19 protein-coding genes are annotated in these 22,162 nt (G+C 62.5%); 14 read left to right on the top strand and 5 right to left on the bottom strand.

Translation table 11 applies throughout. The features are described from left to right. Positions 1 to 200 precede the first annotated feature (200 nt). Together TP2_RS13700 and TP2_RS13695 are read right to left on the bottom strand one after the other, a co-directional pair. Complete coding sequence (locus TP2_RS13700; protein ID WP_276202133.1) at positions 201 to 1,718, bottom strand: acetyl-CoA hydrolase/transferase family protein; 1,518 nt, start codon at positions 1,716 to 1,718, stop codon at positions 201 to 203. 205 nt (positions 1,719 to 1,923) lie between these two features. Further along, positions 1,924 to 2,310: a response regulator gene (locus tag TP2_RS13695; RefSeq protein ID WP_038078457.1), complete on the bottom strand. Its 387-nt coding sequence runs from the start codon at positions 2,308 to 2,310 to the stop codon at positions 1,924 to 1,926. A 328-nt stretch (positions 2,311 to 2,638) separates the two neighbouring features. Between TP2_RS13695 and TP2_RS13690 the strand changes: the two genes are divergently transcribed. The 6 genes from TP2_RS13690 to TP2_RS13665 all read left to right on the top strand — a co-directional run bounded on the left by TP2_RS13690 (position 2,639) and on the right by TP2_RS13665 (position 8,516). Beyond that, positions 2,639 to 3,367, top strand: coding sequence for a Crp/Fnr family transcriptional regulator (locus TP2_RS13690; RefSeq protein ID WP_038078453.1), 729 nt, complete (start codon positions 2,639 to 2,641; stop codon positions 3,365 to 3,367). Between the two features lie 136 nt (positions 3,368 to 3,503). Beyond that, positions 3,504 to 4,151 carry a Crp/Fnr family transcriptional regulator gene (locus TP2_RS13685; RefSeq protein ID WP_051692622.1) on the top strand — a complete coding sequence of 216 codons (648 nt, stop codon included), beginning with the start codon at positions 3,504 to 3,506 and terminating at the stop codon, positions 4,149 to 4,151. Between the two features lie 468 nt (positions 4,152 to 4,619). Beyond that, the gene (locus TP2_RS13680) at positions 4,620 to 5,468 is read left to right on the top strand and encodes a cytochrome ubiquinol oxidase subunit II family protein (RefSeq protein ID WP_157617132.1); all 849 of its coding nucleotides are present in this window, start codon (positions 4,620 to 4,622) and stop codon (positions 5,466 to 5,468) included. Then, positions 5,465 to 7,528, top strand: coding sequence for a cbb3-type cytochrome c oxidase subunit I (locus tag TP2_RS13675; protein ID WP_084714271.1), 2,064 nt, complete (start codon positions 5,465 to 5,467; stop codon positions 7,526 to 7,528). The genes TP2_RS13680 and TP2_RS13675 overlap by 4 nt, the downstream gene beginning before the upstream one ends. Next, a complete protein-coding gene (locus TP2_RS13670) occupies positions 7,525 to 8,157 on the top strand; it encodes a cytochrome c oxidase subunit 3 (RefSeq protein ID WP_038078450.1) in 633 nt (210 codons plus the stop codon). Before TP2_RS13675 ends, TP2_RS13670 begins: the two co-directional genes overlap by 4 nt. Then, positions 8,154 to 8,516: a cytochrome o ubiquinol oxidase subunit IV gene (locus TP2_RS13665; RefSeq protein WP_051692617.1), complete on the top strand. Its 363-nt coding sequence runs from the start codon at positions 8,154 to 8,156 to the stop codon at positions 8,514 to 8,516. The genes TP2_RS13670 and TP2_RS13665 overlap by 4 nt, the downstream gene beginning before the upstream one ends. Positions 8,517 to 8,606: 90 nt before the next feature. Here TP2_RS13665 and TP2_RS13660 read toward each other — a convergent pair whose 3' ends face one another. Continuing rightward, positions 8,607 to 9,179, bottom strand: coding sequence for a DsrE family protein (locus TP2_RS13660; protein ID WP_038078448.1), 573 nt, complete (start codon positions 9,177 to 9,179; stop codon positions 8,607 to 8,609). 247 nt (positions 9,180 to 9,426) lie between these two features. Between TP2_RS13660 and TP2_RS13655 the strand changes: the two genes are divergently transcribed. Together TP2_RS13655 and TP2_RS13650 are read left to right on the top strand one after the other, a co-directional pair. Next, positions 9,427 to 11,139, top strand: a complete 1,713-nt coding sequence (locus tag TP2_RS13655) for a tetrathionate reductase family octaheme c-type cytochrome (protein ID WP_038078702.1) — start codon at positions 9,427 to 9,429, stop codon at positions 11,137 to 11,139. Beyond that, positions 11,132 to 11,782 (top strand): cytochrome b/b6 domain-containing protein, encoded by a 651-nt coding sequence (locus TP2_RS13650; protein WP_038078445.1) that lies wholly within the window; start codon positions 11,132 to 11,134, stop codon positions 11,780 to 11,782. Before TP2_RS13655 ends, TP2_RS13650 begins: the two co-directional genes overlap by 8 nt. Positions 11,783 to 12,014: 232 nt before the next feature. Here TP2_RS13650 and TP2_RS13645 read toward each other — a convergent pair whose 3' ends face one another. Further along, complete coding sequence (locus tag TP2_RS13645; protein ID WP_038078443.1) at positions 12,015 to 13,391, bottom strand: dipeptidase; 1,377 nt, start codon at positions 13,389 to 13,391, stop codon at positions 12,015 to 12,017. A gap of 222 nt (positions 13,392 to 13,613) precedes the next feature. Between TP2_RS13645 and hemA the strand changes: the two genes are divergently transcribed. The 4 genes from hemA (at position 13,614) to TP2_RS13625 (ending at position 18,279) form a co-directional block, all read left to right on the top strand. Then, a complete protein-coding gene (gene hemA, locus TP2_RS13640; protein WP_038078441.1) occupies positions 13,614 to 14,843 on the top strand; it encodes a 5-aminolevulinate synthase in 1,230 nt (409 codons plus the stop codon). Between the two features lie 107 nt (positions 14,844 to 14,950). Next, entirely contained in the window at positions 14,951 to 16,204 is a 1,254-nt protein-coding gene (locus TP2_RS13635; RefSeq protein WP_038078438.1) for a helix-turn-helix domain-containing protein, read from the top strand. 100 nt (positions 16,205 to 16,304) lie between these two features. Continuing rightward, positions 16,305 to 17,426: a flavodoxin-dependent (E)-4-hydroxy-3-methylbut-2-enyl-diphosphate synthase gene (gene ispG / locus TP2_RS13630; protein ID WP_038078435.1), complete on the top strand. Its 1,122-nt coding sequence runs from the start codon at positions 16,305 to 16,307 to the stop codon at positions 17,424 to 17,426. 154 nt (positions 17,427 to 17,580) lie between these two features. Next, positions 17,581 to 18,279: a DUF1236 domain-containing protein gene (locus tag TP2_RS13625; RefSeq protein WP_051692614.1), complete on the top strand. Its 699-nt coding sequence runs from the start codon at positions 17,581 to 17,583 to the stop codon at positions 18,277 to 18,279. Positions 18,280 to 18,469: 190 nt separating this feature from the next. Here TP2_RS13625 and mepK read toward each other — a convergent pair whose 3' ends face one another. After that, the gene (mepK, locus tag TP2_RS13620) at positions 18,470 to 19,024 is read right to left on the bottom strand and encodes a peptidoglycan L,D-endopeptidase MepK (protein WP_038078432.1); all 555 of its coding nucleotides are present in this window, start codon (positions 19,022 to 19,024) and stop codon (positions 18,470 to 18,472) included. Between the two features lie 343 nt (positions 19,025 to 19,367). Here mepK and TP2_RS13615 point away from each other — a divergent pair, with 343 nt between their 5' ends. Beyond that, positions 19,368 to 21,008, top strand: a complete 1,641-nt coding sequence (locus TP2_RS13615; protein ID WP_038078427.1) for a L,D-transpeptidase family protein — start codon at positions 19,368 to 19,370, stop codon at positions 21,006 to 21,008. Positions 21,009 to 21,058: 50 nt separating this feature from the next. Then, the gene (locus tag TP2_RS13610) at positions 21,059 to 22,159 is read left to right on the top strand and encodes a UDP-3-O-(3-hydroxymyristoyl)glucosamine N-acyltransferase (RefSeq protein ID WP_038078425.1); all 1,101 of its coding nucleotides are present in this window, start codon (positions 21,059 to 21,061) and stop codon (positions 22,157 to 22,159) included. Positions 22,160 to 22,162 lie beyond the last annotated feature (3 nt).

The raw sequence follows: 22,162 nt of genomic DNA, 5'->3' as shown, positions 1-22,162 counted from the left end.
CCTTTTTCGTCAGTCCATTGCTGGCGAAACCGATCCTGGCGCGGGGCGACCAACCCCGGGCCGCGCCCGACCCTCCCCACGGGAGGGCGCATTGGCGATGTCGTCGCGGGTATCACCGTCGTCCGGGCTTTAGAGATAAAACGCCCAGCCACGAGTGGATCAAAGCGCCCACCAAAGGGTCGGGCGCGTCCCTCGCTGCCTCAAACTTCCATCGTCCCGGTCTCCACGAACCGCTGGTGCCAGCTCAGCGCCTCGCCCAGCAGGTTCGGCGCGTGGTTCGCGAAACTTCCCGACTGCGCGCGGGTGAAATAGTCGCGCAACATCGGGCGGTAGACGGGGTGGGCGCAGGTCTCGATGATCGTCTCGGCGCGCTGCTTGGGAGAGAGTCCGCGCAGATCGGCCAGACCCTGCTCGGTCACGATCACCTGCACGTCCTGCGCGATGTGATCGACATGGGCGGCCATCGGGACAATGGCGGAAATCTTGCCGCCCTTGGCGACCGAAGGCGTCATGAAGATCGACACATAGCCATTGCGCGCGAAATCCCCCGAGCCGCCGATTCCGTTCTGGATCTTCGAGCCCATCACATGGGTCGAATTGACGTTGCCGTAGATATCCGCCTCGATCAGCCCGTTCATCGCGATGCAGCCCAGACGGCGCACCAGCTCGGGGTGGTTCGAAATCTCCTGCGGGCGCAGGATCAGCTTGTCACGGAAATAGGCGGCGTTGTCGTTGAAATACTGCGCCTTCTCGGGCGAGAGCGAGAACGCGGTGGCCGAGGCCATGCGCAGCTTGCCCGCCTCGATCATGTCGAGCATCCCGTCCTGAATGACCTCGGTGAAGGCGGTCATCTGGTCGAAGGGGGCCTCGATCAGCCCGGCCATCACCGCGTTGGGCACGTTGCCGACGCCCGATTGCAGCGGCAGAAGCCCGCGCGGCAGGCGGCCCTGTTTCACCTCATTGCCGAGGAAGTCGAGGATGTGGCCCGCGATCGCCTCGGCCACCGCGTCGGGGGGCGAGAACGGCGCATTGCGGTCGGGCGCGTCGGTCTCCACCACGGCCACGACCTTGTCGAGATCAACTTCGAAATAGGGCTGGCCAATCCGGTCATCGGGTTTCACGAGCGGGATCGGGACGCGGTTCGGGGGCAGGGCGGTGCCGTAATAGATGTCGTGCATCCCTTCGAGCATCGGCGATTGCCAGCGGTTCACCTCGAGGATGATCTTGTCGGCACATTCGAGCCACGTTTTGTTGTTGCCCACCGAGCTTGACGGGATCAGCTTGCCGTCCTCGGTAATGCCCGAAATCTCGATCACCGCGGTGTCGAGCTTGCCCAGAAACCCCATCCACGCCATCGGTGCGACCTGGCTCAGATGCATGTCGAAATATTTCATCTGACCCTTGTTGATCCGCTCCCGCGCGATCGGGTCGGAATTGTAGGGCAGGCGGAACTCGATCCCGTCCGCTTTCGCCAATGCGCCATCGAGCTCCGGGCCCGTCGAAGCCCCCGACCAGATCTTCACCTTGAAGGGACGACCGGCCGCATGTTCGGCCTCGATCCGGGCGGCGAGCGCCATTGGCACGGCCTTGGGATAGCCCGAGCCGGTGAAGCCGCTCATGCCAATCGTCGCACCATTGTCGATCAGCTGAGCGGCTTCCTCGGCCGACATGACCTTGTGGGTCAGCCCGGCATGGCGTTTGCGGATAATGCTGTTCACGCGCTCCTCCTTCGCTATCACTCGCAGGCCCGGGCGGAGCGGAGGCGCGATTAAAGCTCGCGCGCGATCCCGCCGGACCGGACGTTCCGCAGGTGATGAAAGGGCGGGCGTGGGAAGAGTCCACGTTTGGCTGGCATGCGAAAATTGCATACCTTTGTGCACAATGGGCATGGCTTGGCGCAGGAATAACGCGCGGGCGATCCGTTTATGTGGTCGCAAATCCCAAGGATTGCAGCGCCTTAGCGATATCGTCGGCGGTATAGGGCTTGAGCAGCATCTCGCCGCGGGGAAAGGCCTCGAGCATTTCGGAATCCGCGTCATACCCAGTCGAGTAGATGATGGGGACGGCATTTTCGTCGAGTGCACAGGCGGCTTCGAGCGAGGTCTCACCGCCCAGATCGATATCGAGAAGCGCCAGCGCGGGCCGCAACCCCGTTCCGATACGCTGCATCGCATCGCTCAGCGTGGCGCAGACCACGACCTCCGGGGCGCCGAACTCGCTCAGCATGGCAGCGGCATCGTAAGCCACGATCATCGCATCCTCGAGCACGAGCGCGATCCCGTCGATCCGCGGCAGGACAGGCATCGTCATGCGTGCGAGCTTTCATCTTGGAGGATAGTCGATCCGTGCGTTCCGCAGGAGATCTGAACCATTTTGCGATCCACCGTTACACCTTGTCCGGAGAGTGCCGGACGCTACTCGTTCTGCGCCCCGAATGAGGCAAAGTCATTTAACTATGACATAGGATTCGTGGAAAGCGTGAATTCGGGCAACATCCTGCCGCGCGTGGTTTTTTGCCGATTTCGCGGGGGTGCCTAAAGCTTTGCGTAGCTCAGGCTCAGGGCAGGGGGCATGTAAGATCACGGGAACCTTCCGCGCGATGGGGCGTTTTGCAAATGACACATCAACCGGAGAGAGAATGCCCTGTAGTTGCGATCATTGCCCCTTTGCCGAGAACCCGGCCTTCGAGCGTCACGATGCGAATGAGCGTGACGCCGTTCGTCTGGCGCGCTCCGGTGAGATGAGGGTGCGCGCAGGCCATCCAATTGTGACGGAAGGCTCGACACCGCAGCGATTCTATACGTTGCTCGAAGGGCAGGCGATCCGATACCGCATCTTGGAGGACGGGCGGCGTCAGGTGCTCAACTTCCTTTTCCCGGGCGACCTGATCGGCCTGCAATCGGCGCTTCTGGATGAAACCACGCACACGACCGAGGCGCTCAGCGCGGTGCGTCTTTGCGTGTTCGAGCGCAGCCAGCTCTGGGATCTTTTCGCAAAAGTTCCACGCCGCGCGATGATGCTGACTTGGCAGGTCGCGCGAGAGGAACATTTCCTGGGTGACGCGCTGGTCACGGTCGGTCAGCGCAGCGCGCGAGAGGCCCTCGCCTGGGCCTTCGTGACGCTCTTCGATCGTGGTGCACAGACCGGGCTAGTGCAAGACGGGCGCATGCCTTTCCCGGTGCGTCAGCAGGATCTGGCTGACGCATTGGGGCTGTCGCTGGTGCATACAAACAAGACTTTGGCGAAATTACGCGCTGAGGGCCTTGTCGAGTGGACAAATGGAGTGCTCGCTCTACCTGAAATCGAGGCCTTGGCGAGAATGGGGCTCGTGGAGCGGCATCAGATGCGTCCACGCTTCTTTCTCTAGTACTTTCCGCAACGTCCCGAAGCGTCTGCGGCGAAAAAATTTACCCTTTTAATCTATGACATAGCGGATTTCGTGGCTTCTTGCGATTGGTGCAAGGCTGCGGGGTTGCGCTGGCGAGTAAAGGACGAGACGCGGTTTGGAAGATCTGACGAGACAACCTGATTTCGGCTACTTGGCCGAACTGGTGACCGGGCGCCGTGTGGTGGCACCGGGGACGAGCTGCTTGCCCGATCAGAGCCAGGCGCTCGCACGGATCGAGACGGGAATTGCGATCCGGTATTCGCTGCTGGAGGACGGACGCCGCCAAATCGAGGGGTTGCTCTATCCGGGCGAACTCTGCGGGCTGAGCGAAAGCCTGATCGGGGGGGCGGGGAGCTATTACGAAGCCGTCACTGCCGTCGAGATCAGCTTCCTCGATCACGCCGACACGCGGCTGCGCAACAGCCCCGGTGAACATCCGGGTCATCACCTCCTGTGGCTGCTTGCGCGCGAGGTCTCGTTGATGTCGCAATGGCTCGCCTCGGCTGGGCAGCGCAACGCGGCCGAGGGTATCGCGTGGTTCGTGCACCATGTCTGGCAACGCGCCGAGGAAGCGGGGATGATCCTGCGCAACAGCGCGCCGTTCCCCTTCTCGCAGCAGGTCGTAGCCGATGTGCTCGGGCTGTCTCTTGTCCATACCAACAAGACGCTGCGCCGGCTGAGCGAGGACGGGTTGTTCCGGATCTCGGGCGGGCGCGTGCATGTGCGCTCGCTGGCGCAGCTTCGGCAGGCCGCGGCGCTCTGAGAGCGACCGCGGACCCATCTCATCCGACTTTGGTCTGAGGCTTTGCGGGGGCACGATGTCCCCATTTCGTTCACGCATCGCTCACGGCGGATTCACAAGCGCGAGAGAATGGGGCGTTTCGACCTGTATGAGGCCGAAATTTTGCAACCCCAACCCCCTTTATTTCTTGGGTTTTTGACAATGTGTCGCAGGGGTGCGACCAATAGTGACTAATAAAAACAAATACTTACGAGACATAGTGCGACATTTTGTCAAGTTCGTTTGACCTGCCTATTCCCGCCCTAGCTCGAAAAACATCGCGCGGGACGGGAGCCCTCGCGGCTTTCCAGCCACCGCGCCAAGAAGAGGGAATAGGAAAGGTATTCCGTGTTGTTCCATGACATATACAAGCGGCCCAGCCGCTATGCTGTTCCGGCCTTGATGGCCGTGACGGCCGTGTGGCTTTCAGGCTGCGCAGAAAACGGGGTGATGACCCCGCTCGGCCCGGTGGCGGCCGGGGAACGTTCGCACCTGATCAGCTTTTTCCTGTGGATGCTGCCGATCTCGCTGCCGCTTCTGATCGGCACGCCCTGGATCGCCCTGCGCTATCGTCGGCGCGGCGGCAAAGGCAAGTATGATCCGAACTGGTCGCATTCGGTTGCGGCCGAAACCGCGATCTGGGGGGGCGCCACGTTGACCTTCCTCATCGTCGGCTGGCTCACCTGGGGGCATGTGATGGGCGAAGATCCCTACAAGCCCACCGGCAAGGATCCGATCCATGTTCAGGTGATCGGCTCCGAGTGGAAATGGATGTTCATCTATCCCGACAAGATGGCGACCGTGAACAAGCTGGTCCTGCCGCAGCACACGCCGGTCGAATTCGACATCACCGCGACCGGCGCGATGCAGAGCTTCTGGATCCCGCGTCTGGCCGGTCAGATCTACGCTATGCCCGGCATGGGCACGAAGATGAACCTCACCACCGGCGATACGACCGAGATCTTCGGCTTCAACAGCCAGTTCAACGGTGCAGCCTTCCCGCTCGACAAGTTCGAAGTCGATGTCGTGACGAAGGACCAGTACGACGCCTTCCTGCAGGAGCCCAAACATCCCTGGGCCCAGCTTGAAGCCGCGTTCAAGAAAACCGCGACCTGGTCGGGGCCCGAGCTCTTCGAGCCGCCGATGAAGGATTACTGGATGAAAGTGATGATGAACCCCTCCATCGCGACCGATGGCGGTGCCGCGATCCTGCCTGACAACTCGCCCGCCCAGAAGGACATCGACAAGGCGATCAACCAGGATCTGCATCTTTCGCAACTCAACGGGGGCGCACAATGAGTATTCTTGGTAGCCTTGATCTGAACGATATCTTCATCGTTCCCTTCCTAAAGGAGCCGACGCTCTCGACCGGCATCGCCGCCGGCGCGGGGGGAATCGTGGTCCTCGGGGCGCTTGCCGTGGCTCTGTGGCTCACCGTCAAGGGCTGGTGGAAACCGCTCTGGAGCGAATGGCTGACCTCTCTCGATCACAAGAAGATCGGCGTGATGTATATCGTGCTCGCCGCGATCATGTTGATCCGCGGTGTGCTCGAGGCGGTGGTGATGCGTGCCCAGCAGGTTTCGCCCGCACCGGGCTTCCTGTCGGTCGAGCACCATGCCGAGCTGTTCTCGACCCATGGCACGATCATGATCTTCTTTGTCGCCATGCCCTTCCTGACCGGCGTGATCAACGTCGTCATGCCGCTCCAGATCGGCGCGCGCGACATGGAGTTCCCCTTCATGAACGCGATCTCGCTCTGGCTGTCGGTGGGCGGCGCCGCGCTGGTCATGGCCTCGCTGGTGGTCGGTCATTTCGAAACCGGTGGCTGGACGGCTTACCCGCCCTATACCGGCATCAAGCTTTCGCCCAATGAGGGCGTGGATTACTGGATCTGGTCGCTCGCGTTGACCTCGGTGGGCACGACCCTTTCGGGGATCAACTTCGCGGTGACGATCTACAAGCAGCGCGCCCCGGGCATGGACCTGATGAAGATGCCGATCTTCGCCTGGACGACGCTGTGCACGGCGATCCTGATGATCTTCGCGATGATGCCGCTGACCGTGGCCTCCTTGATGCTGGCGCTCGACCGCCATGCGGGCTTCCACTTCTTCACGGCCAGCAATGGCGGGAACATGATGAACTTCGCCAACATGTTCTGGCTCTTCGGTCACCCGGAAGTCTACATCCTGATCCTGCCGGCCTTCGGCGTGTTCTCGCATGTAATCCCGACCTTCTCGGGCAAGAAGCTCTATGGCTACACTTCGCTCGTGTGGGCGACGATCGCGATCGCGGTCCTGTCCTTCACGGTCTGGGTGCACCACTTCTTCACCATGGGTCAGACCGCGCATCTCAATGCCATCTTCGGCATTGCCACGATGACGATCGGTGTGCCGACCGGCGTGAAGGTCTTCAACTGGCTGCTGACGATGTGGCGCGGCAAGCTGCGCTTCTCGACGGCGATGCTGTTCTCGGCGGGCTTCATGTTCACGTTCGTCATCGGCGGGATCACGGGCGTCATGCTCGCCAACCCGACGATCGACTTCGCGACGCATAACTCGCTGTTCCTGGTGGCGCACTTCCACAACATGCTCATTCCGGGCCTGCTGTTCGGCATGTTCGCGGCTGTGAACTACTGGTTCCCGCTCGCCTTCGGGTTCCGCCTGGACGAGAAATGGGGCCGTCGGAGCTTCTGGCTCTGGATGATCGGCTTCTACCTCGCCTTCATGCCGCTTTACGCAATCGGCCTGATGGGTGCGCCGCGCCGCATGGCCTTCTTCACCGACCCGGCCTATTTCCCGTGGCTCGTGGTCGCGATGATCGGGGCGCTCTGTGTGCTCGCTGGTCTGACCTCGCAAGTCATCCAGATCTGGGTCTCGGTGAAGAACCGCGAGAGCCTGATGGTGCCTGCGGGCGACCCGTGGGACGGCCGTGGCCTCGAATGGTCGCTGGGTTGCCCGGTGCCGGAATACGACTTCACCACCGTCCCGAACATCACCTCGCGTGAGCCCTGGGTCGATACGAAAGCCGCCGGCAAGCACGTGATGGATCCGACCGAGTTTGTCGATATCCACCTGCCCAAGCCGACCGGCTTGCCAATCCTTGTGGCTGGCGTGGCAACCGTTGGCGCCTTCGCCCTGATCTTCGAGATGTGGCTGATCGCGGCGGTGTGCTTCGTGGCGATGTGGGTGCTGGTGCTGATCCGCTCCTACGACACCGATTGGGAAGAAACCATCACCGCCGAGGAACTGCGCGAAGGCTACGAAGCCCATAAGCGCCTCGTCGAGACCACGCCGAAAGTGTCGCTCGACGATGAATTCACCTCGAAAAATCGCGGTCTTATCCTGGAGGAAGCGGTATGAGTGCAACGATGACCAATACGGGGGCGGCGGGTCACACCGCCTCCCACGATCACGGCCACCACGACAAGACGGGCACGGTGATCTTCGGCTTCTGGATCTTCCTGATGTCGGACCTCATCGCTTTCTCGCTGATGATCGCGAACTATGCCGATGCCGAATGGCACGGCATCGCGAACGGGCCGAGCCCGCATGAGCTCTTCTCGCTGGGCCTACCCACGATCGAGACCATGGCGCTGCTGATCTCCACCTTCACCTTCGGCATCTGCACGCTGGGGATGAAATACGGCGCTTCGATGAAGCGCACGATCGGCTGGCTCGTGCTGACCCTCGCGCTTGGCGCGATCTTCCTCGGCATCGAACTTTACGAGTTCCACGAGTTCTGGACCGATGGCAACACGCCGCAGGTTTCGGGCTTCCTGACCGCCTATTACTCGCTGGTCGGTCTGCACGGTCTGCACGTCACGTCGGGCATCATCTGGGGGATCATCCTGATGGTTCAGATGAAGCATTTCGGGATGAATGACCTGCTGAAATCGCGCCTCGTGCGTCTGGGCCTGTTCTGGCACATGCTCGATATCGTCTGGATCGCACTGTTCACCAAAGTCTACCTGATGGGGGTGCTGTCATGAGCCATATCAATTCCGACAAGGGCATGGACTCGGGCGAATACAAGCACGCGATGGCGCGCTATGTCTGGGGGTTCGCGCTCTCGGTGGTGCTGACGCTTGCTGGCGTTGTGATCGCCGGTGGTGGCGTGTTCGGGGCCTCGCTGGCCTGGAGCATCGTCGGCATCCTCGCCATCGCCCAGCTCATCATCCAGTTCTGGGCTTTCATGCACGTGGACCTCTCGCAAGAGGCACGCCCGGATCTCTATCTGGTGATGTTCACCTTCCTGATCATCATCCTGATGGCTGCGGGCACCGTCTGGGTCCTCGCCGATCTGGCAAGCCGCATGGGCATGGGCCCGGGCGGCATGACCGGGATGTAAGAACACAAGAAGAGCAGGGGCGGGCAGCCGTTCGAGCAAAAGAGAACGCGGGCAGGGGATCTGCCCGCGTTTTTCCGTTTCCGAACGGGCTTACATCTCGAAGAGCTGGTAGCCCTCGCTTTCAAGCACCGGGATCGCGGCCAGCGCCGACAGCGCCACCTCGACATGGGGGCCGACCTGATCGGGGGTGATGTCGTTATCGGCCAGCGCCTGTCCGCAGACATAGAGCTTCACCCCGGCCGCCGCGAGCTCGTCCTTGAGTTGCTGGTTCGGGTCATCCTTGCCGAACTTGGACTTGTAGGCGGCGGGCGAAAGCGCGAGATCGGTCGCCGCCCCATGCAGCACCACCGCAAAATCGCGGTGCTCGCGGTCCACGCCCGCATCGGCATAGACATTGACTGCACGCGCGACATGCCAGAGTGCGGCGTTCACGCCGTTTTTCATCGCTTTGCCCATGCCCAGATCGAAGACCACTTTCCAGGTTTTGTTCGGATCGGGTTTGAGTGCGCCAAAAGGCACCGGGTGCATCTGCCCGTAATCCTTGATCACGGGGTTCACCCATTTTTGCGGCGCGTCGGTGGTGGCACCTGCGGCAAGGGCGCTGCTCGCGCCAAGCGCGATCGCAGCGATCGCAGGGACGATCAGGCGAAACGATTTGGTCATGAAAACTCTCCTGGACTGAAATGGCAAAGAGCGTGAGCCCTTGCGGATCAAGCCCGCGCGCCTGCTCCGGGTTCCCGGGACGCGCCTCACCACCGTTCATCAGGGCGTGACGGGAAATCGTTCAGGAATTTTCAACCAGACTGCGACAGAAAGTCACGGAAAACTCACGAAATGTCGCATATCCGTGATAGAGTTATTCACGTTAAGGAATGTGAACCGCCTGACAGCCTAGCCTATCGGAGTGCTGATGAGACAGACCGCTTTGCGGATCACGGCAATCGTCTCGACCGTGATTTGGGCCCAGTTCCCTGCCTTCGCGCAGGAAACCACGGCCGGGGAGGAGACGCCCGCTATTGGCGCCCAATCGAAGCCCGACGCTTCGAAGGCCGCCCGGATGAGCGATCCGGTGAAGGAAATCACCGCCGATCACTCGAAGTTCGATATTCTGAAAGGCCCTTTCGCCTCCGGGTCCGAAGTGACCACGGCCTGCCTCTCCTGCCATACCGAGGCGGGTAATCAGGTCATGCACTCGGTGCACTGGAAGTGGGAATACCAGAACGAGGTTACTGGCCAGACGCTTGGCAAGGCGCATGAGATGAATGCGTTTTGCGGCAACGTCGCCTCGAACGAGGTGCGCTGCACGAGCTGTCATACGGGCTATGGCTGGACCGATGTGCGTCAGCCGATGCCGGATGATCCGACCAAGGTCGACTGCCTCGTGTGCCACGACAAGTCGGGCCAGTATACCAAGCAGGACAACCTCGCGGGCGAGCCGCCGCTGGAGCCGGTCGCAGCCGGCGCCAAGACGATCACGGGCGAAGCTGCGTGGCCGGTCGATCTGGCCGAGGCCGCGCAGTCGGTCGGCCCGCCGCCCGGGCGCGACAACTGCGGCAACTGCCACTTCTACGGCGGCGGCGGCGATAACGTGAAACATGGCGATCTCAGCTCGGCGCTGTTCAACCCGTCGCGCGATGTCGATGTGCACATGTCGCCCGACGGCGGGAACTTCGCCTGTGAGACCTGCCACGTCTCGGACAAGCACGTCTTCGAAGGTTCGCGCTACGAGACCGACGTGGTCGATCCGCATCCCGATCGCATGGCGGGCTCGGCTCATGACGCGGCAGCCTGCCAGTCGTGCCACACCGATACGCCCCATGAAGGGCCCAATCCGCTGATCGCGGCGAAACTCAACGACCATACCGACACGATCGCCTGTCAGACCTGCCACATCCCGTCCTTCGCGCGCGGTGGCGTCGCGACCAAGACGGTCTGGGACTGGTCGACGGCGGGCAAGCTCAAGGATGGCAAGCCGTATCACGAAGAGGGCTTCACCCAGTCTGACGGCAAGCACCTGCACACCTACATGTCGCAGAAGGGCGATTTCCAATGGGGCGAGAACGTCACGCCCTATTACGCCTGGTCGAATGGCGAGATGACCTACACCCTGCCCGAAGAGAAGATCGACCCCACGAACGTCGTCGAGATCAACAAGATCGGCGGCAATCCGGGCGGCGACGACAGCCGGATCTTCCCCTTCAAGCGGATGGAGGGCACCCAGGCCTATGACAAGCAGCGCGACGTGCTTCTCTACAACCACGTCTACGGGCCGGGCGACGGCACGGCGCTGTGGTCCTATTTCGACTGGGAGAAATCACTCCAGGCCGGGATGGACTATGTCGGCCTCGAATATTCGGGCGATTTCGGCTTCGTGGAGACCTACATGTACTGGCCGATCACCCATATGGTCGCGCCCAAGGAAGACGCGCTGGTCTGCGAGAGCTGCCACGCACAGGACGGTCGCATGGCCAATCTCGCGGGCATCTACGTGCCGGGTTCGGGGATCAATCTCGGCGGCAAGCTCGGGCTTGCGGTGTTCCTGATGGCGCTTCTGGGCGTGCTCGGGCATGGCGCGCTGCGCGTGATCAGCCGCGGCAAGAACAAGGGAGGCCACCATGGCTGAGCATTGCGTCAAGGTTTACAGCCGCTTCAACCGGCTCTGGCACTGGTCGCAGGTCGGCTCGATCATGCTGCTGTTCTTCACCGGCGCGCGGCTTCTGGGCCTGCATTCGATCATGCCCTTCGGGCTGGCGGTCGTGGTGCATACCGTGGTGGCGCTCGCGCTGCTGTTGCTCTGGGCTTTCGCGACCTTCTGGCTCTTCACGACGGGCGGCTACAAGCAGTTCATCCCGCGCATGCAGGGCATGTGGGAAGTCGGCCGGTTCTACGCCTATGGCGTGTTCAAAGGGGAGGAGCACCCCTACATCAAGAGCTATGAGCGGCGTCACAACCCGCTCCAGGCAGCCGCCTATTTCGCGCTCAAGATGATGCTCTTCCCGGCGATCTGGATCTCGGGTCTGGCCTATCTGAGCTACGGCTTCTGGGACCATCTCGACGGCGGGTCGTTCTGGCTGGAAATCATCGCGAATTTCCACGTCTTGGCCGCCTTCGCGATTGCGAGTTTCGTTGTGATCCATGTCTACCTGCTCACGATCGGCCACGGTTTCCGTCAGCACGTGCGCCCGATGGTCTCTGGCTATGAGAAAGTCGACCTGACGCCGGAGGCCGAGGCCTATTTCCGCCAGCAGGGTCGCCTGCTCGACTGAGCGCGCTCGACAGCAAGAATTTGAAAAGGCCCCCGATAAGTCGGGGGCCTTTTTTGGTGAACCCGGCGGGGGGCTCTGCCCCCGTCGCGCTTTCGCGCGACTCCCCCGAGATATTTGGATCAAGAAGAAGGCCGATGAGGCGATGTCTTGAGGATGCCATGCCGCGGAGGCGCCGATTGCTGCGCGATCGGGTCGCGCAGCAATCGGTGTCAGGCGCCTCCCCGGAGGAGATTTACTTGGCGATCCGGTCGAGAATCCGCGCCCAGGAGCGGATGCCCTTGTGGAAGCTTTTCACGTCGTATTTCTCGTTGGGCGAGTGGATCGCGTCGTCGTCATTGGCGAAGCCGATCAGCATCGCATCCATGCCGAGGATCGACTTGAAGTAATAGCCGATCGGGATCGAGCCCCCCATGCCGACGATCACGGCCTCGCGGTTCCATTCATCCGAGAGCGCCTGACGGGCGGCTTCGAATTCAGGGCGCGACGTGTCCATGACCGAGGCTGGAGCACCGTCGAGATCATTGTCCCAAGTGATGGTCGCATCGACGGGCAGGCGGTCTTCGACATGTTTGCGCAAGGCTTTGCGGACATAGGCCGGGTCCATGTCGCCCACGAGGCGGCAAGTGATCTTGCAATGCGCCTCGGCCGGGATCACGGTCTTCGAGCCTGCACCCTGATAGCCGCCCCAGAGCCCGTTGATCTCGAGCGTCGGGCGCGCCCATTGCTGTTCGAGTGTGGTGTAACCTTTTTCGCCATGCGCGACGGTCATGCCGGCGTGGGCGAGATACTCCTTCTCGTCGAAACCGCAGGTCTTCCACGCTTCGAGCTGTTCGGGAGGAACTTCATGCACGCCCTCGTAGAAGCCTTCGACGGCGACGCGGCCCTCTTCGTCATGGAAGCTCGCAATGATCTTGGAAATCTCGCGCAGCGGGTTCAGCGCGGGGCCGCCGTAATGGCCCGAATGCAGGTCGATGCGCGGTCCGTGGAGTGTGAATTCGTCTTTCAGCATCCCGCGCAACGAGCCCGCGATCGAGGGCACGCCGGGCGAGACCATCGAGGTGTCGCAGATCAGGGCCAGATCGCAGGTCAGCTCCTCGGCGTTGTCCTTCATGAAGGGCACAAGCGAAGGAGAACCCGATTCTTCCTCACCCTCGAGGAAGATCACCAGATTGCCGGGCAGCTCGCCGTTCACGGCCTTGTAGGCGCGGCAGGCCTCGACGAAGGTCATCAGCTGCCCTTTGTCGTCCGAGGCGCCCCGGCCGCGGATCACCTTGCCGTTCGGCGTGTCCTGAATCTGGGGCTCGAACGGGGGCGTGTCCCAGAGCTCCAGCGGGTCCACCGGCTGCACGTCATAATGGCCGTAGAACAGGATGCGCGGGCCGTCGCCTTTCGAATGCGCGACCACCATCGGATGGCCGGGCGTGTCGCGCAATTCCGCCTCGAAACCCAGCGATGCCAACTCCTTGACCAGCCATTCGGCGGCCTCGCGGGTTTCGCTCTTGTAGGCGGGGTCGGTCGAAATCGAGCGGATCTTGAGCAGCTCGAACAGCCGCTCCATCGCGGCATCTAGGCCAGTGTCGATTTCCGTGAGAACCTCGTTCAGTGCCATGCAGGCCTCCTTTGTTTTGGCCTGAGCCTAGGGCTGCGCGCGGGACTGTCCAGAGGGGGTGACGCGAGGGCGCGACAGATTGTGAAAACTGAATGTTTGCTTTTCAGGTCTCTTTGCGACATTTTGACCCTTCAGGGAGAGGAATTTGACATTTATCAATGTCGAGCTTTGTGGTGCCCGGTAGGGCAGACCCAGCGAACAGTCATGCAAGGGAAGCACGAGATGGATTACGACCGCGCACTCGATCAGGCGATTGGCAAGCTGCACGAGGAGGGCCGCTACCGCGTCTTTATCGACATCGAGCGTGAGAAGGGCAATTTCCCGCATGCGGTCTGGACGAAGCCCGACGGGTCGAAGCAGGACATCACCATCTGGTGCGGCAATGACTATCTCGGCATGGGTCAGCACCCGGTCGTTCTGAACGCGATGCACGAGGCGCTCGACGCCACCGGTGCGGGCTCGGGTGGCACGCGCAACATCTCGGGCACGACCGTCTATCACAAGCGTCTCGAGGCCGAGATCGCGGATCTGCACGGCAAAGAGGCCGCGCTGGTCTTTTCCTCGGCCTATATCGCCAATGACGCGACGCTGAGCACGCTGCCGAAGCTGTTCCCGGGCCTCATCATCTATTCCGACGAGCTGAACCACGCCTCGATGATCGAGGGCATCCGCCGCAATGGCGGGGCCAAGCGCGTCTTCCGTCACAACGATGTGGCCCATCTGCGCGAGCTGCTGGCCGCCGACGATCCGGCAGCACCCAAACTGATCGCCTTCGAGTCGGTCTATTCGATGGATGGCGATTTCGGCCCGATCTCGGAGCTTTGCGATCTTGCCGAGGAGTTCAACGCGCTGACCTATCTCGACGAGGTGCACGCGGTGGGTATGTATGGCCCGCGCGGGGCAGGGATCGCCGAGAAGCTGGGCGAGATGCACCGCATCGACATTTTCAACGGCACGCTGGGCAAGGCGTTTGGCGTGTTCGGCGGCTATATCGCGGCCTCGGCCAAGATGGTGGACGCGGTGCGCTCCTACGCGCCGGGTTTCATCTTCACCACCTCGCTGCCGCCGGCGGTGGCCGCGGGCGCGGCTGCCTCGATCGCCTTCCTGAAGACGGCGGGCGGGCAGGAGCTGCGCGACAAGCAGCAACTGCACGCGAAGATCCTCAAGATGCGCCTGAAGGGCATGGGCATGCCGATCATCGATCACGGCTCGCATATCGTGCCGGTGATCATCGGCGATCCCAAGCACACCAAGGCGCTCTCGGACATGTTGCTCGAAGAGTTCGGCGTATACGTCCAGCCGATCAACTTCCCGACCGTGCCGCGTGGGACCGAGCGTCTGCGCTTTACCCCGTCGCCGGTACACGATTCTGGTATGATCGACGGGCTCGTAAAGGGCATGGACGCGCTCTGGTCGCGCTGTGAGCTAAATCGCGCCGAAGCCTCGGCGTGAACTCAATCGGCGCGTGCGCGCCTCTCTGGCTTGTGATAGGTCTTTGTTAATCGAAACGGGTAACACCCGCGAATCGAGACTGGCGAAAAGAGGCAGGGACAGGCGGCATGATCGGGCGGAGGGCTAAACCTTCGACGCAGGATGAACTCAAACCCAAAGGGTTTGACGATTTCGAACTGCGCCTAGGCGATGTGATGCGCGGCGAGCGGGCGACGCTCGCCAAATCGCTCCTCGACGTCCAGCGTGAACTTCGGATCAAAGCCGCTTATATCGCCGCCATCGAAAGCTGCGATGTTGAGGCGTTTGACACCCCCTCCTTCATCGCCGGTTATGTCCGGTCCTATGCGCGTTATCTCCGGCTTGACCCGGAATGGGCGTTCCAGCGCTTCTGCGCCGAGGCAGGCTATTCACCGGCCCATGGCATGTCGGAAGCGGCCTCCGGACCCAAGCCGCAGCGCCACCCGAAAGACGTCGCCGAGGCGCTTGCCAACCCCGCTTTCGTGCCGAAGAAGGAATCCCTCTGGGCCAAGATCGAACCGCGCGCCGTGGGTGCGCTGATGGTGCTTGCGCTGATCGCGGGCGGCATTGGCTATGGCGGCTGGACCGTTCTGCAAGAGGTGCAGCGCGTGCAGCTTGCTCCGGTCGATCAGGCGCCGGGCGTTGTGGCCGATCTCGATCCGCTCGACTCGGTCGAAGAAGGCCCGCAAATGGCGCAGGCTGATGACACGCTGCCGGTGATCGCGCAGCCCGAGCGGACCAGCCGGATCTACCGTCCGGCGGTTCTCGACGCGCCGGTGCTGATCTCGCGCGATGGGCCGATTGCCTCGATTGATCCCAATGCGACCGGCGCACTGGCCGGGACGGGCATCGGGGCCGCGGCTCCGGCGCTGACCCCGAGCCTCGCCACGCTGACCTCGGCAAGCCCCGCCGCGCCGCAGATTGCCTCGGCGGCAGGCCCGGAAAACTCGATCCAATCTGCCGTCGCCAAGGCGCTCGGCGCGGACAAGCCCGAGGTCGTCGTGATGGCGGTGCGCCCGTCCTGGGTGCGGATCAACTCGGCCGATGGTTCGACCATCTTCGAGAAGGTCATGGATGCGGGCGAACGCTACGTGCTGCCCAAGCTTGAAGAACCAGCGACGATGCGGACCGGCGAATCCGGCGCGATCTATTTCGCGGTCAACGGTGTGACCCATGGTCCGGTCGGCAAGCGCGGCGAAGTGACAAAGAACATCGCCCTCTCGCCCGAACATCTCGATGAGAGCTACCCGGTGGCCGATCTCAACCAGGACAAGGATCTGGCGAAGATGATCGCCGTGGCCGATGCGGGCGATACCGCAGCCCCCGCCGCCGATCAGCAATAAGCCCGACCCATTCGGTCGCAGTCACGATCCAGCCCGGCCCGTTGCACAGCAGCGGGCCTTCGCCTATCAGAGGGGCGAAACCCGCGAAGGAGCGTTCACGATGTCTCTCAACCCGGTCCGCCCGTGGCGCAATATCTACCGCCGCAAATCCCGTCAGATCATGGTCGGCAATGTGCCGGTCGGGGGCGATGCGCCGATCTCGGTGCAGACGATGACCAATACCGACAGCTCGGATGTGCGCGCGACGCTCGATCAGGTGATCCGCGCGGCCGATGTGGGCGCCGATATCGTGCGCGTCTCGACGCCGGATGAGGCCAGCACCCGCGCGCTGAAGGAAATCTGCCGCGAAAGCCCCGTGCCGATCGTGGCCGACATCCATTTCCACTACAAACGCGCCATCGAGGCGGCCGAGGCGGGTGCGGCCTGCCTGCGCATCAACCCCGGCAATATCGGCGACGAGAAGCGCGTGGCCGAGGTTGTGCGCGCCGCAAAGGATCACGGCTGTTCGATCCGCATCGGCGTGAATGCTGGGAGCCTCGAGAAGCACCTGCTCGAGAAATACGGCGAGCCCTGCCCCGAGGCGATGGTCGAGAGCGCGATGGACCATATCCGCATCCTCGAGGATCACGACTTCCAAGAATACAAGATCTCGGTGAAGGCGTCGGACGTGTTCCTTGCCGCCGCCGCCTATCAGGGCATCGCCGAGGCCACCGATGCACCGATCCACCTCGGCATTACCGAGGCGGGCGGGCTGATGGCGGGCACGGTGAAATCCGCGATCGGGCTCGGGAACCTGCTCTGGATGGGGATCGGCGACACGCTGCGCGTCTCGCTTTCGGCCGATCCGGTCGAAGAGGTGAAGGTCGGCTTCGAGATCCTCAAATCGCTGGGCCTGCGCACCCGCGGCGTGCAGATCATCTCCTGCCCCTCCTGCGCGCGTCAGGGCTTCGACGTGATCAAGACCGTCGAGGCGCTGGAAAAAAGGCTCGAACATATCAAGACCCCGATGAGCCTCTCGATCATCGGCTGCGTGGTGAATGGGCCGGGCGAGGCTTTGATGACCGATATCGGGTTCACTGGCGGCGGGGCCGGATCGGGCATGGTTTACCTCGCAGGCAAGCAGGATCATAAGCTCTCGAATGATCAGATGATCGACCATATCGTTGAACTTGTTGAGAAAAAGGCCGCCCAGATCGAGGCGGAACAGGCGGCCGCCGAATAAGCGGATAGACGCCGGGGCTTGGAAGTCACCCCGCTCTTCACGGGCTCGTGATCGCGTTTCTGAGGAACGGATCCGGGCCCGTCTTCATTTCGACCCCCACAGACGGAGAGAGATCGCCCTCATTGGCGGTCAGGGTAGAAACGGAGGAAATTCCATGACCCGTAAACTCGGTATCATTCTCGCGGCTGCGGCCAGCACGACCTTTCTCACCGGCACGGCTTTCGCCGAAGCCAATCCGCCGCTGATGGCGACTGCGCAAGGCGCGTTTGAGCTCCATTCCGGTGCGGCGGCACAATCCGCGGTCATCGAGACTGTTGAGGCCGGCTCGACCGTGATGGTTGATGGCTGTCTGCCCGATGGCATTACCTGCAAGGTCAGCGTCGACGGGCAGCCCGGCTGGGCTCCGGCTGCGGCACTCGGGGTAATGGTCGACGGTCAGGTCGCGCTGCTCTCGAGCCCGCCGCAGACGGTGACGATCAAACAGATTGAGGTGCCTGCCGACACGGCCAACAAGGATGGTCAGGCAACCGCCGCAGTGGCGGGCGCTGCCGCCGGTGGCGCGGCCGGTGCGGCTCTGGGTGGCCCGGTCGGCGCTGTGATCGGTGCGCTCGTTGGTTCGGCCTCGATCGGGGCCGCGGCGAAACCCGAACCGGCGACGATCACCTGGGTTGAGAAACACCCCGTGGCGCCGGTCTATCTGACGGGTGACCTCAAACCTGGTGTGATCGTGCCGGACGTTGTGACTTTGACTCCGGTGCCCGAAAGCACCTATGCCTATGTCAACATCAATGACGAGACGGTCTTCGTGAACCCCGACACCCGCGCGGTCGTCTATGTCGTGCCGGCCTCGTAACGGAACGACACGGCGAGGAAAAGCCGGCGCACCGGTGCGCCGGCTTTTTCATGTCGACGGCAAACTCTGCCCTGTTAACGGACGGTCCCGCGTTCAAATGGGGGCAGGGGGCGTGGCCCCCTCTGCCGGAGGCTGAAAAAGAAAGCGCCGCCCGAGGGCGGCGCTGGTTCGAAAGCGGTGATCGGGCCGATCAGGCGCCCCAGTGACGCACCGGGCCGCAATCCATATGGACGAAGTTGGAGCGCGAGTATTTGCCAACGCCGCCGGCGTGGCAGGCGCTCGCGGCCTTGAACATCTGGCTCACCGAGCGCGACTTCAGGCGCAGGTCCGTGGCCTGGCCCTGCATGTGAAGCGAGTTCTTCGCCACACCTTTCGAGTGCGAGCGCAACATCGCATTGGTCTTCGGCGAGCGGTAACCCGAGAGCAGCATGTAGGGCTCATGCACATCCATCAGGTTGTGAGCGGCAGCCGCGATGTCGATGGTTCGGGGGTCGATGGTCTTGACCTGGTTCGTGCGCCAGTCGCGGGCGAAGTAGGAGATCTCTTTCAGGGCTTCCTGAACGTAATCGCCTTCGATCCAGTAGACGGTGTCGAGGCTTTCGCCGGTGCGGCCGTTATACATCCGGATCCGTCGGATATCGCCTGCGCCTTTGAGAAGACCGAAAGCGTTACTCATGGTCGGCGCTGCCGTCACCATGGTCGCGGCAAATGCACCCAGAAGGCCACGCCGGGAGATCGTCGTCATCGCAAAAATCCTGTGTTCGCCTGTCTCTCGATTTTCTTCCGCCCTGTACCGGGCAGCTACATCGACTTGTTACCCCAAAACTTGCCATTGTTATTGCATAGCGGCGGGTGTGGATAAAGAATCGATTTGCCGCAGGAGGGCGTTTGCCCGGAAAATCGGCAAGAATCTGCTCGTTTTGGTGGCGTTTTCCGCTCGTGGGGGATGTTGCGGCGCTGCATCTCTCGGCTGATCTTTCGATTGACCTCGTGGGTAAGGGCTAATGCTGCCAAAGCTTTTCTGGACAGCGCGGGCGAAGTCTGGAAACTCTGGGGGGTGATTTTAGACTGGGTGCAGGTGGGTGTTGATGACGGTGTTTTTCCGATCGGTGGGTCTGGCGTTGTCGCTGACGGGGCTGGCTGTCGCGGCCGAGGCGCAGGGGACGGCGCAGATCGCCGCGCAGGGGGCGATGTCGCCGCTGACCGGAGTCGAGCTGTCGGGCTTCACCCAGGCCGTTGCGGAGGCGGCGTCGGATACGCCCGCGCTGGCTGCGTTTTATGCGGCCCGTGATTATCGCCCGATCTGGACTTCGGAGGCCGACGCGCCGCGTCGAGCGGCCTTCCTGCGCGCGCTCGATCTGGCGGATCTGCAAGGCCTGCCCAAGTCCCATTACGCCCCGGACGCGCTGCGCGCCGATTTTTCCGCCGTGCAATCCGAGCGCCAACGCGGGCTTCTCGAGGTCAAGCTGAGCAAGGTCTTTCTCGATTATGCCCATGACGTGTCGCACGGGGTGCTCGAGCCGCATGAGGTGATCTCGGATATCAAACGCGAGCCGCATCGCACCGATCCGCAGGTGCGTATCACCCAATTTGCGGCGTCTGGAAATCCCGCGCTCTTCCTGCGCGAACTGGCGCCGCAGATGCCGCAATATGCCCAACTGATCAAGGCGCGGCTCGATCTTGCGGCGCAGGTCGCGGCAGGCGGCTGGGGGCCAACCGTGCCCGGCAAAAAGCTTGAGCCCGGTGATACCGGGGAGGCTGTGATCGCGCTGCGCGATCGTCTTCAGGCGATGGGGTATCTCGGGCGGTCCGCCACTGCGAGCTATGACGGCGATATCCAGAAAGCCGTGCAGGCCTTCCAGGCCGATCAGGGGCTGAGCCCGGACGGGATCGCCGGTTCGGGAACGCTGACGGAACTGAACCGCTCGCCCGAGGAGCGGATGCAGTCCATCCTCGTCGCGCTCGAACGGCTGCGCTGGATGAACGGCACCGATTTCACGGGTCGCTACATCTGGGTCAACATCACCGATTTCTCGGTCCGGGTAATCGATGACGGCAAGACGACCTTCCGCTCGGTGACGGTGGTGGGGCAGAACAATCCCGACCGGCGCACGCCCGAATTCTCCGATCAGATGGAGATGATGGTGATCAACCCGACCTGGAACGTTCCGCGCTCGATCGTCACGAAGGAATATCTGCCGCAGCTCAAACGCAATCCCAATGCGGCCGGTCAGTTGCAGATCATCGACTCGCGCGGGCGCGTCGTGCCGCGTGGCGCGGTGGATTTCTCGGCCTATACGGCCCGTAATTTCCCCTTCGCGATGAAACAGCCGCCCTCGAACCGCAATGCACTTGGGCTGGTAAAGTTCCTTTTCCCGAACCAGTGGAACATTTACCTGCACGACACGCCCTCGAAATCTCTGTTCCAGAAGGAAACGCGGGCTTTCAGCCATGGCTGTATCCGTGTGGGCCAGCCTTTTGATCTGGCCTATGTGCTGCTGGGGGCGCAGACCAACGATCCGCAGGCCGAGTTCAAGCGGATCCTGAACACCGGGCGCGAGACGACCGTGCCGCTGAAAAAGCCCGTGCCGGTGCATCTGGTATATTACACCGCCTGGCCGACGGCCTCGGGCCATGTCGAATATCGCCGGGATGTCTATGGGCGGGATGCGATCCTGTTTCACGCGCTTGAGCAGGCCGGGGTGGAATTGGCGACGCAGGACAGCTAAATCTCTGGCGGACGGGGCGCATCGCCTCGCAAGTCACGAGAGGATCGGCCATGCCCCAGACCATCGAGCAAATCGCGAAGGCGCTTGAGGCGAAGGCCGAGGGTGATCTGTCGATTGCGGTTACCGGCGCGTCGGAACCTGCAAGCGCGGGCGCGGACCAGATCGCGCTCGCGATGAGCGAGAAATATGCCGACGGCCTTCGGGCCGGGCAAGCGCGCGCGGCGCTTCTCTGGGAGGGCGCGGACTGGCGCAGCTATGGGCTGGAGGCGGCGATTTTCGTGACGCGGCCGCGGCTTGCGATGGCGGGGCTGTCGAAGGCTTTCGACCCCGGTCCGTCGATTGCGCCCGGCATTCACCCGAGCTGCGTGATCGACCCTTCCGCCGAGATCGGAGAAGGTGCTGCAATCGGGCCGTTCACGGTGATCGGCAAGGGCGTGAAGATCGGGCCGAATGCACGCATCGTGGGTCAGGTCACGATTGCCGAGGACGCACGGATCGGGGCGGAGGCGCTGATCTATCCCGGGGCGCGGATCGGCGCGCGTGTGGTGATCGGGGATCGGCTGATCTGCCAGCCGGGCGCGGTGATCGGCTCGGACGGGTTTTCCTTCGTCACGCCCGAGCCCTCGGGGGTTGAAGAAATCCGCACAACCCTTGAACAACGCTCGGAAATCACCGAGCAGAAATGGACCAGAATCCATTCTCTCGGCACGGTTGAAATCGGGGATGATGTCGAGATCGGCGCCAACGCCTGCATCGACCGCGGCACGGTGCGCGCGACCGCAATCGGCTCGGGGACGAAGCTCGATAACATGGTCCATATCGGCCATAACGTGCAGGTGGGCGAGGATTGCCTGATCTGCGGTCAGGTCGGCATCGCGGGCTCGACCAAGATCGGTGACCGGGTGGTGCTGGCGGGCCAATGCGGCGTGTCCGACAATATCATCGTCGGCGATGACGTGATCGCGGCGGGCGGCACCAATATCTACACCAACGTGCCCAAGGGCCGCACGATCTGGGGCAGCCCGGCGGTGAAGATGGAAACGCAGCTCGAGATCAACAAATCGCTGCGGCGCCTGCCAAGATTGTTTGGACAAATCGCCGAGCTTCGGGAAACTGTTACGAAACTCGCGCAGAAAGGCGGCACGGAGTAACGC

Source organism: Thioclava pacifica DSM 10166 (assembly GCF_000714535.1).
Taxonomy (GTDB): domain Bacteria; phylum Pseudomonadota; class Alphaproteobacteria; order Rhodobacterales; family Rhodobacteraceae; genus Thioclava; species Thioclava pacifica.
Note: the sequence above shows the minus strand (reverse complement) of the source record. Positions and strands in the feature narration are given on the sequence as shown.